Here is an 11580-nt window from a genome sequence, read left to right as displayed (position 1 = left end):
ACACTGTAGGCGACGAATCGTTACCGAACGCCCGTTTGCCGCGGAATCGGCGGAGTGTCGGCTGTCAGGCGTTCTCGTCGCTCAGTGGACCGAACTGCGGCACCTGCGGCATCGTCGTCACGACGTGCACGGTGGCCTCGGCGGAGGACGCGGCCAGCACCCACGGGATGTCGCTCGGAAACTGCACGAAGTCGCCGGGGCCCAGGTCGGCCAGCTCGTTCGCGGGACCCACGCGCACCTTCCCGCTGATCACGTAGGCGTGGATGAGAGTTCCGGCGGAATCTGCGGCTCGGACGAGGTCGTCGGGGGCCGCGGTAGCCGACGCCCGCAGGCGCATGATGCTCGTGCGAACGTAACCGGAGCCGTAGATCTGGTCGAGGACCTTCGTCGTCCCCGCGTCGTTCTTGTCGTTCCAGACGCCCTCGCCGGCGCGCACCACGAACACCCGGGTGCCCCATTCGGTGACGAGGCGGCGCAGGGGAACGTCGAGCGCCGTGGCGATCGCGTCGATGGTCTCGACTGTGGGGTTGCCTACACCCTGCTCGATCTTCGAGAGCGTCTGCTTCGACAGGTCGGCGCGCTTGGCGAGGTCGCCCATGCTCATCTGGCGTTCGTTGCGGAACCGCTGGACATTGCGTGCGATCAGCCCATTGCTGTCCACGGGCCTCCTCTCGGTCGAAGTGCTCGGCGCCGTCCGGTGCTCTCGAATGAGCTCAATGCTCCAGACGATTAAAGCCGAGACGGGCGGGGTGTCACTTTTAATATCACTATCGTCAATCTTGACATGCAAACGCCTGGTGGGCACACTCTGACGAGGCGCCTGGTCGCGCCGGAGATGTCCGATTCGCAGAGTGAAGTGGTGGGATCGATGGGCGTGCAGGAACTAACCGATCTGTCTCGTTCGGGTTCGGGTCGCGACGGCCGCGCCGCCGTCGACAAGGCGATGAGCCTGCTCACCAGTTTCGGCCAGGAGGCGTACACGGGCGTCGGCGTGAGTGAACTCGCGCGGCGCTCCGGGCTGAGCAAGTCGACGGCCTTCCGCATCCTCGGCATGCTGGAGCGCAATCACGCCGTCGAGCGGGTCGGCAGCGACTACCGGCTCGGTTCCGAACTGCACAACCTCGGCGGTCGCGTGTACGCCCCGCAGCACTCGACGGTCCGCGACGTCCTCACCCCGTTCCTCGCCGACCTGTACGAGGCCACCCGGCAGACCGTGCACCTCGCCGTCCTGCACGGACCTGACGTCCTCTACATCAACAAGCTGTACGGCCACCGGACCGTCGCGTCGCCCTCCCGCGTCGGTGGCCGGGTGCCGGCCCACTGCACGGCGGTGGGCAAGGCGCTGCTCGCGTATGCAGGCCAGGACTCCGAGGAGCTTCTCGGTTCGAACCTGGCCGCGCGGACCTCGAAGACCATCACCGATATCGGCCGTCTGCGGGTCGAGCTGTCGCAGATTCGTCGGACCGGCGTGGCCTTCGATCACGAGGAGAGTCGTGACGGACTCGTCTGTGTCGGTGGGGTCGTGACGGGAGCGGGATCGCGTCCGGTCGCGGCGTTCTCCGTGTCCGGTCAGGCTTCCCGCTACACCCCCGCGAGCGCGGAACCCGCGCTGCGGCGGGTCTGTATGGCGGCGTCGCGCGCACTGAGCGCCTCCCAGATCGCGCTCGCGTCGTAGCCCTCCACTACAGCTCCCGGGAGCGAACCTCTCCCGGACTCTGATTCAGGCCGAAGGAGCCGTCTCATGCCAGTTGCGCTGGTTGCGCTGTCCCACTCCCCACTGATCGGGCTCAACGACCCTGCGCAGGAGGTGCTCGACGAGGTCGATCACGCCATCGCCGGCGCGCGGAAGTTCGTCCAGGAGTACGACCCCGAGCTCGTCGTACTGTTCGCGCCCGACCACTACAACGGGTTCTTCTACGGCAAGATGCCGCCCTTCGCGATCGCGACGGGTGCGCTTGCGGTCGGAGACTTCGGATCCGCCGAGGGGGAGATCCTGGTCGACAACGAGGCGGCGAACACGATCGCCAAGGGCGTCCTCGAGCGTGACATCGACCTGACGATCTCGGCACGCATGGTCGTCGACCACGGCTTCGTGCAGCCGCTCGAGATGCTGTTCGGCGGCATCCAGTCGGTGCCCACCGTGCCGGTCTTCGTCAACGGCGTGGCCGCGCCGCTCGGCCCGGTGCGCCGGATCCGGCAGTTCGGCAAGGCGCTCGGCGAGGCGGCCGCGCGGCTCGACAAGAGGGTGCTGTTCCTGGCCTCCGGTGGCCTCTCGCACGATCCGCCGGTGCCGATCCTCGAAGGTGCACCGCCGCGTGTCGCCGAGGCGCTCATCCTCGGCAATCCGCCCACCCCGGAGCAGCGCGCCCGCGGCGAGCAGCGCGTCGTGCAGTCCGGCATCGATCTGGCCGCCGGTACGTCGACACGCAAGCCGCTCAACCCCGAGTGGGACAACGAGGTTCTCGACATCGTCGCGTCCGGCGACATCGAACAGTTCGACGGCTGGACCAACGAGTTCTTCGAGGAGCAGGGCGGCGGCTCGTCGCACGAGGTCCGCACCTGGATCGCGGCCTACGCGGCGCTCGCGGCCTCGGGTTCGTACGAGCTGCAGTCGCGCTACTACCGCGCCATCCCCGAGTGGGTGGCCGGTTTCGCGGTGACCACTGCGAAGTAGTTTCTCTCTCTTCGGCATCGGGCCGGGCGTCTACGGAGGACGCCCGGCCCTTGTCGTATCCCTATCCGGGTGCTACCCATGAAGGACGCCTCGGGGGAGGAGACGACATGGTGACGTCGGCGTACCGCGGGGGATCCGGTGAGCCGGTGCTGTTGCTGCACGGTTTCACGCTGTCGCACCATGTGTGGCATCGGGTGGCCGACGATCTTGCCTCCGACTACGACGTTCTCGCGCTCACGATGCCCGGGCACTGGGGCGGTCCGCGGCTGCGGTGGCGCGATCTGGGGATCACCGGCATCGCCGACGGCATCGAACGGCACCTCGACGAGATGGGCTGGGACACGTGCCATGTCGTCGGCAACTCGCTGGGCGGTCAGGTCGCGTTCGAACTGGCTCGTCGAGGGCGTGCCCGCTCGGTCGCCGGGATCAACCCGGGCGGCGGGTGGAAGCGATTCTCCCGCATCGAGTTCCGCGTCGGCTTCGGCTTCGTGGCACAGTTCCCGCTCATGGCGCTCGCACGGGTGCTCGGTGACCGTGCCGCCGCGAGTGCGTTCTTCCAGCGACCCGTCATCGCGAACTGCAGCCACGACGTCAGCCGGGTAGATCCGGACGACGCCACGAATGTCATTCGGGCCGTGTCGCACTGCCCGGTGTACCTGCCGATCCTGCTCGCATTCCTGCGTGACGGACCAATTCGTGAACTCGATCGGATCGCCGCGCCCACGTCGCTGATCCTGGGGGAACACGACACCTTCCTGGCGCGGGACACCTGCATGCAGCGTTTCGTCGACGAACTTCCCGGCGAGGTCGACGAGATCGTGCTTCCGGGCGTCGGGCACATCCCGATGCTCGAGGACCCGGATGTCGTGGCGGGAGCGGTGCGCGCGCATCTCGCGAGGGCCCTGGGGTGGGATGGTGCCGCCTGACGCCGCTATCCGGAGCCGTGTGAAGTCCGGGTGGGTTCGGATTCCGGTAGGGCGTTCGAGGCTAGAAGTGTGGGAGCACGACGAAGACGTCCCCTCCGGCCGGGTGCAGGCGCGTCTGCCAGTCCGGACGATCGAGCAACAGGTCGAGGGTCGTGACTAGGGAGTCGGAACCGGTGATCTCGTCCCAGTCCGGTATGTGCAGCACGACGACGTACGACCGCGTCGGGTGGTCGTCGGGCAGCCACGTGAACGAGACGGCGACGGCATGCCCGGCGACGCCGACCTCGACGTCGCGCATGCGGGTCCAGGGTTCTCGCCCGTACAGCTTGTGTCCGCTGGGGGCCGGGGCGAACCATCCGATCGAATCATCCGGCTCCGACGTCGGTGCGGGCGGCATGGAGGTGGCGTCCGACAGGTACTGACGCAGTGAGTCGGCGATCGCTCGTCGGCGGCGTGTCGACGGGTCCGGTTCGGAATCGGAAGTCATAGGGGCAGCCTCCCGGACGTTCGGAGGCAGTTCGGATGACACGCGCGGGGTTGTCGGTAGGTGTCCGTATGATCGAAACTATGTTCGAATCCGGGGGTGGGGTCGAGGAGCTGGCGGCGGCCGACGTCGCGCGGGACGCGCTGCGGTTCGTCGAGTTGTCGGGGCTGGCGCGCATCGAGAATGCACATGCCGCCCGCAAGGTGCTGCTGGCGGGGGAGCTGGCGTTGTCGGCACTAGAGCGTGACGTTGCATTGCGGGGCGGCGACATTCGCGATTGCGGCAACGAGGCGATCGCGGAGGTGTCGACCAGGCTGGGCTGTTCGCACACGATGGCCTCGCATTTCTGTGACCTCGGCGTCGATCTGCGACTTCGCCTCCCGCTCACGTGTGCCGCGTTCCTGGCCGGCGATCTCGACTACGCCCGAGCCTGGCGAATTCATCGTGAGACGGCGGGCCTCAGCCCCGAAACGCTGGCCCTTCTGGAGGGCGAGATCGTCCGATCGGCCCTGCGATTGGCGCCGGCCGCACTCGGACGCGAGATTCGGGAGCTGATCGTGCGCGCCAGCCCCGACGAGGCGGCATCGGATCGCGAGGTCGCCGAGGCGGAGTGCCGAGTCAGGGTCCGCCCGGTGGGACCGCTGTCGGAGTTCACCGCGGTACTGACTGCAGAGCAGGGGCAGGCGGCATGGCAACTGGTGTGCGAGATGGCCGACACCGTGTGCAGGCAGGACCGCCGCGGTCGGCAGATCCTTCTCGTCGACGCCTTCGTGGCACTGCTGCACGGTGAATCCGCGCTGCCCTGCACGTGCGAGAAGTCCGACTGTCCCACGGTGGCCGCGGCCTCGATGCCGTCGCGGCGGAAGCCGCTGGTGCAGATCACCGTCGATGTCGCCACACTGCTCGGGCTCACCGCGTCGCCCGCGTACCTCGACGGACACGGACCGATCGATCCGGCCCTCGCGCAGATGCTGGCCGAAGACGCGACGTGGCGGGCGATGCTCACCGAAATGGTCGATCTGGCAACCGAACTCGGGCTCGTGGCCGACGGAATGGCGAGCGCCGACGCCGACGCTGGCGCTGCCGACGATCTCCGGCCCACCGGCCCGCCGACGGAACCGATGCAGCGGCGACGGGGCCTCCACGTGTTCCGGGCCCGGGGGACGCGGCATCGCGGCGGACGGGTTCCACACCGGGATGCGAATCGGTCGGGGGAGAGAGCGGGGCCTCCACCTTCAGGAACCGGGACCACCGTCTGCGGGATCGAGTCTGCGCTCGAGGCTGATCCGACGATGCGGCGTGGTCGCCATCCGGACGGCCATGGCGGGCTGAGCGAGCCACAGGCTGGAGCGCTAGTCTACCGCCCCGACGCCGCCACCACGGCGATGGTGCGCACGCGGGACAGTCGCTGCCGCTTTCCCGGCTGCTCGGTGCCGGCGGCACGCTGCCAACTCGATCACGTGGTGCCGTTCTCGCACCGCAACCCGAGGGCAGGTGGATGGACGATCGTGTCGAACCTGCAGTGCCTGTGCCAGTTCCACCACAACCTGAAGACGATGGGGCGAGTCGACGCCTCGATGCTCGGTGCCGGTGTCGTGGTGTGGACGAGCCGCTACGGCACCACGACGGTGACGCTGCCCGGCGGAATGTTTGTCCAGGACAGCGCCCCCACTCTGGTGCCGCGGCTACCGTGCAGGCGATCCCGCCACGACAGCCCGGCGACCTACTCCGACGGGGAATCGCCGCCGTTCTGATCGCCGCTCAAGCGCAGCTCGGCGATCAGACCGTAGTGGTCCGACCCGGCCACCTCGACGCGCTCGAGGGACGTGGCCTGCGCACCCTTGGTGAGGACGTGGTCGATTCCCACGATCGCGGGATAACGCTTGTCGGTGGGATACGTCGGCAGGATTCCCGCGCCCAGCTGGTCCGCGGCGTCGACGTAGCCGCCGTGGCGCAGGTCCCGGAACTTGCGGTGCGAGTAGGTGGCATTGAAGTCGCCGCTCACGATCACGTTGTCGTAAACGGCGGCCGCATCCATCGCATCCCGCAGGCGATCGAAGTCCTCGGTCCAATGTTCGGCCGGCGCGATGTAGGCGGGCACGGGATGCACGTCGAACAGCACCACCGGCTCACCCAATCCGGCATCGACGTCGACGACGAGGTTCGTCAGGGCCATACCCTCCACCGTCCGGCCGTTGGAAAGCGGAAGCCGGCTGTAGATGCCGCCGCCGTTCCCGCCGACGCGTGGTTCCAGGAACGTGTGTGGCAGAACATCTTCCAGACCGGAATCGCGCAGTGCCGCGACGGCCGGTTCGGTCAGCTCCTGCAGCGTGAGCACGTCGACACCCTGATCTCGGACCGCCTGCACGAGGGCAGTGGGATCCGCCGAGCCCACCATGATGTTCGACTGCATCACACGAATCGTCGGCCCGGTCGGCGCCCCGACGCTGCCCGACGCGCCGCCCACCCACAGCGGACCGAACGCCCACCCGCCCAGCGCGAGAACCAGCGCCGCGATGCCGAGCAGGATCCACTGCCGTGCAGCGGCGGTGACGATCGCCCCCACGATCGTCACCGCCAGCAGGAACGGCGCGAACGACGCCGTCACGATCACGACGTTGGTGGACGCGCCGGATCGGAAAGCGACCAGCGCGGCCAACCCGGAAACGACGCCGGCGACGCCTACCACCGCCGCCGCCCCGCGCAGTGCGATCGATCCCCTCATCGGATCCCCCTCCGTCGTCGATCGAGACGCCGCAGTTTATCCGTTTCGCCCGGACGCGCCCTGGCCCGGCAGCCGGGCGTGCGTGAATCGGACCAGCTCCATGGGCTGCAGTGCGTCCGTCCGATCCCAGAACCCCGGAGGGGTCGAGTCGGCCTCACCGATCGACTGGGCGGTGGACCATCCCGGCTCGTCCAGCCACACGTCGAGCTCGACGGCGGTGGGTGTGGAGCGCCACGGCTCGCCCTGCGCGCCGGCCGCCGCCGCGACGGCCTCGGCGTAGTCGCTGCCCGCCTGATCGCGGTGGGCAGCGGGAACGATGTGGTCGAACACCAACTCGGATCCCGGCGCGAGGGCGCCGAGGGATGTGAAGGTCCTCCGGACGGCGTCGGCGTCGAGATACATCGACACCCCGAGCCACGACACGAACACGGGCTCGTCGACTCGCAGACCGGCGTGTGCGAGCACGGAAACCGGGTCATCGACGGCGAGGTCGACCGGCACCGGCACGCCGAGGTCCGAGGTGCCTGCGCCGTCGAGGAGCGTCCCACGCCACGCGAGTACGCCGGGCAGGTCGACGTGCCACACGGTGCACGACGGCGGCACACGCCACACCGACGTGTCGAGACCCGCGCCCAGCACCACGTACTGCCGGATGCCGGACGCACGAAGCAACTGTTCGGCGTAAGCGCTGCGGGCGGCGGCCGACACCCGAGCGGCTGCCAGCACCGGTTCGGAGGGGTGGGCGAGATGGAAGTCGAGCGGGGACGGGCTGCCGGCGGCCTCGCAGAGCAGGCGCGCGGTGTCGTCGACGATCAGATGCGGGGGAGGGTCCACGACCGCGTGGGCGGCTCGGGCGGCAGCGGACATGAGGGCCGAAGGACTCGGCGTGACAGGTGTATTCACCTCAACCAAGTACCGGAACCGGAGGGCAATTGCCGGGAAGCACGCCGCACGAAGGCTCCAAAACAGCTGAAGGGCGGCCGAATTCGGACGAATCCGGCCGCCCTTCGGGGCTGGCGTACTCAGAGGGGTAGGTCGTCGACGGCGGTCGGTGCGTCGGCAACCCAACCCGGTTCGAGGACCAGGAGGGACAGTTCGGTGATCTCACCGCGTTCTCCCGCTACGTCGACGTCGACGACGTAGCGGAATCCGGCGTCCTCGGCGAAGCCGATTGCGTCGAGGTCGCCGGCCGGTACCGGCAGCACGACGCGTCGACATGCGGGGTTCTCCCGCAGGATCTGTTCCCCGACGCCGCGGAGGGCGTCGGGGTCCCCGAGGCCGCGCAGATCGAGTTCGAGGTCGGCGATGCCGGCGGGGTACGCGTTCCCGAGGGGCCCGCGCACGGCGAACCGTGCGCGGACCTCGTGCGGCGTGCCACCGTCGTCGACGGTGTACGTCAGCGGCCAACCCGGGATGCTCATCGGCCCAGCGAACCGTGTCCGTCGGCCGCCAGCTTGCGCAGCGACACCTTGTCGAGCTTTCCGGATCCGTTGCGCGGCAGCGAGTCCAGCACGAGGATCTCCTTCGGCAGCTTGTACCTGGCGAGGCGCTCGCTCGTGAAGTCGCGGATCTCCTCGAGCGTCGGGTCGGTGTCGGTGGACACCACGAGGACGGCGACGACGATCTCGCCCCACTTGGCGTCGGGGGCGCCGACGACCGCAGCATCCGTGACGCCGGGGTACTCGACGAGCACCCGCTCGACCTCGGCCGGGTACACGTTCTCGCCGCCCGTGATGATCATGTCCTTGATCCGGTCGACGATGTACAGGAAGCCGTCCTCGTCGAGACACCCCAGGTCGCCGGAGTGGAACCAGTTCTCGGCGTCGAACGCGGCGTCCGTGGCCTGCTGGTTGGCCCAGTAGCCCGGGGTCACGTTCGGTCCCCGAACGCAGATCTCGCCGGCCGCGTTGGGCTCGGTGAGCGTTGCACCCGTGACCGGGTCGACGATCTTGATCTCGCAGAACGGCATCGGCAGACCGGCCGACGACGCCCGCTCCAGGGTCCGCTCGGGTGGCAGCGACGTCGCGAACGGCGCGGTCTCGGTCAGCCCCCACGCCTGCTGCAGCGCGACACCGTGGTGGCCGTACTCCTTGACCAGGCTCGGCGGCACGGGCGCCCCCGCGACGATCGCCGACCGCAGCTGCGACAGGTCCGCGTCGGCGAACTGCGGCAGCTGGGCGACGGCGGAGAACATCGCGGGCACCGCGAAGATGGTGTTGACCTTGTACTCGACGAGGTCCGCGAGGGTCTGCGCCGGGTCGAAGCTGCGTCGCACCAGCGTCGCGCCACCGCGGGCGAGGCTGCGCAGCGTGAACGAGTTGAGGCAGCCGATGTGGAACAACGGCGCCACCGCGAGGTTGACGTCGCTGCGGCTGGTCTCGACAACCGAGTCCACGTTGAACGAGTTCCACCAGATGTTGCCGTGGGTGAGCATGACGCCCTTGGGGCGCCCGGTGGTGCCCGACGTGTACATGAGCGCCGCCAGGTCGTCCGCGTACCGGGGCAGCGGCGACAGGGCGATGTCCAGATCGGCGCCGCGCGCGAGGGCCGCCGTCAGCCGCTCCCAGCGCTCGGCCGGCTCGTCCGTCAGCGGCACCGCGTCGTCGTTGTCGACCGCGATCAGGCGCGGCGGCAGGACCGCCGGGTCGATCTCGTCGACGACGGGCATGTGGCCGGGCTCGACGATCAGGACGCGCGGTCCGAAATCGCCCAGCTGGTAGGCGATCTCGGCTGCGGCCAGGCGGAAGTTGATCGGCACGAACACGCCGCCCACCCACGCCGAGGCGAGGTAGGTCACGAGGAACGTCGGACTGTTGAGCCCCAGGTAGGCCACCCGGTCGCCCTTGCGGATGCCGGACGCGTGGAGGGTCAGTGCCATCGCGTGCACGCGCGCCGTCAGTTCGCGGTAGCCGACCGTGTGGTTCTCGTAGATCAGTGCGGTGCGGTCACCGTGCAGTCGGCCCAGGTTCTGCAGCGCACGCGCGGGGCTGATGTCGACAGGATGCTTCTCGGTGCTCACAGATCGTCTCCGCCTGCCGCGGTGCGGAACCCACGGGCGGCGATGCCGCCGTCGACGGGAATGATCGCACCGGTGATGTTGGAGCTGTTGGCCGACGAGGCCAGCAGCACGTAGGGCGCCGTGAAATCGGCGGGATCGACGCTCGCGTCGTGCAGCGGCAGCAGCGGGTTGTCGCCCGTCGTGGCGCTGCGGGCGAACGACGCCTCGATGGAACGCTCGGCCATGCCCATCGACTCCGGGCCGCGCAGGTCGGTGCGCATGCCGCCGGCGGCGACGCCGTTGACCCGGACCTTGGGGGCCAGCTCGTACGCGAGTTCGAGCACCAGTCCGCGGCACGCATGCTTGCTCGCGGTGTACAGCGGACCGCCTCCGTTCGGATAGAAGGCCGAGTTCGACAACGTCATCACGACGCTGCCGCGGGTCTTGACCAGCTCCCGCCACGACGCCTCGACGGCCAGCAGGTAGCCCTTGACGTTGACGGCGAACAGTTCGTCGAACGCCGCCGACAACGATTCGCCGTCGAGCCGAGTGATCGAGCGCTGGTAGTCCCAGATACCCGCATTGGGCACCAGGGTGTCCAGTTTACCGAAGCGTGCGACGGCCTCCGAGACCGCGCGATGCTGGTCGGCGGTGGAGCGGACGTCGGCCTCCACCGTGTGGACGCGGTCGCCGCGATCACCGGCCGCCTCCACCAGTTCGCCGAGCTTGACGGGATCACGGTCCGCGACGACGACCGAAGCGCCCTCGTCGAGGAACCGCTCGGCAACGGCCCGCCCCAGACCGGAGCCACCACCGGTGATGAGGGCGACGTTGCCCTCGAGCCACCCGGTCACTGGTCCTCCAGGAAGTCCACCACGAGCCGCTCGAACTCCTTCTGTCGCTCGACCTGGACCCAGTGCCCGCACTTGCTGAAGGCGTGCAACTGCACGTTCGGAATCTGCTTGAGCATCAGCTGCGAGCCCTCGAAAGTGATGGTCCGGTCCTCGGTGCCCCACAGCAGCAGCGTCGGCGCCTTGATCTCGTGGGCGTCGCGCCACAGCGGATCCATGCCGTGACGACGCGCGAACGCGGCGTTGTAGCGGTGGTAGAACTCGATGTGGCTCTCGTCCAGCGACGCCTCGTAGCGGGCCTCGATGTTGGCGTCGTCGAACTGCTTGGGGTCGGCGACCATGGTGCGGACGAAGTCCTTCATCTTCTTCACCGAGGGGCCGCCGCCGTTGTAGTAGCGGAACATCGCCTTCTGGCCCTCGGTGGGCGTCGGGCCGAACGGGAGCCAGCCGCCGCCCGGAGCCATGAGTACCAGCCGGGTGACGCGGTGCGGGATCGCCAGTGCCAGGGCGATCGCCGCGGCCCCACCGAGGCTGTTGCCCATCAGGTGGAACTCCTCGATCCCCATCGCGTCGAGCGTCTGGATCAGCGCGTCCACCGTGATCTGCGTGATGCTCCGCTCCTGGAGGTCTTCCTCCGTGGGGCGGTAGCTGCCACCGAAGCCCGGCTGGTCCGGCAGCACGACCTTGAAGTGCGGCGTCAGAGCCGGCAGGTTCTGGCTGTAGTTGGCGATCGCCGACGCGCCCGGCCCACCGCCGTGCAGCATCACCAGGACGGGGCCGGTGCCGGCCTCGCTCACCTTGATGGTGCCGAGCGAGGTCTCGACCTCGCGGGTGGTCACGGCCGTCTCTGCCGCTGCATTCGTTGTCACTGTGTCACGCGCTCCTTGTGTCTGGGGAGGATCGTCGCCTGGGTGTTCCGAGC

At 68.9% G+C, this 11580-nt stretch carries 12 protein-coding genes; 4 read left to right on the top strand and 8 right to left on the bottom strand.

Translation table 11 applies throughout. From position 1 onward, the window contains the following. Positions 1–64: 64 nt before the first annotated feature. Complete coding sequence (locus C7H75_RS18360) at positions 65–661, bottom strand: helix-turn-helix domain-containing protein (protein ID WP_037084981.1); 597 nt, start codon at positions 659–661, stop codon at positions 65–67. Positions 662–784: 123 nt separating this feature from the next. Between C7H75_RS18360 and C7H75_RS18355 the strand changes: the two genes are divergently transcribed. The 3 genes from C7H75_RS18355 to ephH all read left to right on the top strand — a co-directional run bounded on the left by C7H75_RS18355 (position 785) and on the right by ephH (position 3600). Next, a complete protein-coding gene (locus C7H75_RS18355; protein WP_087587195.1) occupies positions 785–1675 on the top strand; it encodes an IclR family transcriptional regulator in 891 nt (296 codons plus the stop codon). A gap of 66 nt (positions 1676–1741) precedes the next feature. After that, entirely contained in the window at positions 1742–2674 is a 933-nt protein-coding gene (locus tag C7H75_RS18350; RefSeq protein ID WP_005518450.1) for a 3-carboxyethylcatechol 2,3-dioxygenase, read from the top strand. Between the two features lie 107 nt (positions 2675–2781). Further along, on the top strand, positions 2782–3600 hold the full coding sequence (gene ephH / locus C7H75_RS18345; RefSeq protein ID WP_106851671.1) for an epoxide hydrolase EphH: 819 nt from the start codon (positions 2782–2784) through the stop codon (positions 3598–3600). Positions 3601–3661: 61 nt separating this feature from the next. Here the strand turns inward: ephH and C7H75_RS18340 are convergent, their stop codons facing one another. Further along, entirely contained in the window at positions 3662–4087 is a 426-nt protein-coding gene (locus C7H75_RS18340) for a hypothetical protein (protein ID WP_106851670.1), read from the bottom strand. Between the two features lie 80 nt (positions 4088–4167). Here C7H75_RS18340 and C7H75_RS18335 point away from each other — a divergent pair, with 80 nt between their 5' ends. Next, positions 4168–5838 carry an HNH endonuclease signature motif containing protein gene (locus C7H75_RS18335; RefSeq protein ID WP_159025988.1) on the top strand — a complete coding sequence of 557 codons (1671 nt, stop codon included), beginning with the start codon at positions 4168–4170 and terminating at the stop codon, positions 5836–5838. On the opposite strand, the gene C7H75_RS18330 is transcribed toward C7H75_RS18335, so the two are convergent. From C7H75_RS18330 to C7H75_RS18305, 6 genes are all read right to left on the bottom strand, one after another. Then, the gene (locus C7H75_RS18330; protein WP_084962242.1) at positions 5808–6809 is read right to left on the bottom strand and encodes an endonuclease/exonuclease/phosphatase family protein; all 1002 of its coding nucleotides are present in this window, start codon (positions 6807–6809) and stop codon (positions 5808–5810) included. The genes C7H75_RS18335 and C7H75_RS18330 overlap by 31 nt on opposite strands. A gap of 36 nt (positions 6810–6845) precedes the next feature. Beyond that, on the bottom strand, positions 6846–7676 hold the full coding sequence (locus C7H75_RS18325; protein WP_084962240.1) for a class I SAM-dependent methyltransferase: 831 nt from the start codon (positions 7674–7676) through the stop codon (positions 6846–6848). A 155-nt stretch (positions 7677–7831) separates the two neighbouring features. Next, positions 7832–8230, bottom strand: a complete 399-nt coding sequence (locus C7H75_RS18320; RefSeq protein ID WP_081120678.1) for a hypothetical protein — start codon at positions 8228–8230, stop codon at positions 7832–7834. Continuing rightward, entirely contained in the window at positions 8227–9828 is a 1602-nt protein-coding gene (locus tag C7H75_RS18315; protein WP_013416856.1) for an acyl-CoA synthetase, read from the bottom strand. Before C7H75_RS18315 ends, C7H75_RS18320 begins: the two co-directional genes overlap by 4 nt. Beyond that, on the bottom strand, positions 9825–10661 hold the full coding sequence (gene hcaB, locus C7H75_RS18310; RefSeq protein WP_005518465.1) for a 3-(cis-5,6-dihydroxycyclohexa-1,3-dien-1-yl)propanoate dehydrogenase: 837 nt from the start codon (positions 10659–10661) through the stop codon (positions 9825–9827). The genes C7H75_RS18315 and hcaB overlap by 4 nt, the downstream gene beginning before the upstream one ends. Continuing rightward, on the bottom strand, positions 10658–11527 hold the full coding sequence (locus tag C7H75_RS18305; protein ID WP_005518467.1) for an alpha/beta fold hydrolase: 870 nt from the start codon (positions 11525–11527) through the stop codon (positions 10658–10660). Before C7H75_RS18305 ends, hcaB begins: the two co-directional genes overlap by 4 nt. Positions 11528–11580: the final 53 nt, after the last annotated feature.

This window comes from Rhodococcus (subgen. Prescottella) equi (genome assembly GCF_003013675.1).
GTDB lineage: Bacteria > Actinomycetota > Actinomycetes > Mycobacteriales > Mycobacteriaceae > Prescottella > Prescottella equi.
Note: the sequence above shows the minus strand (reverse complement) of the source record. Positions and strands in the feature narration are given on the sequence as shown.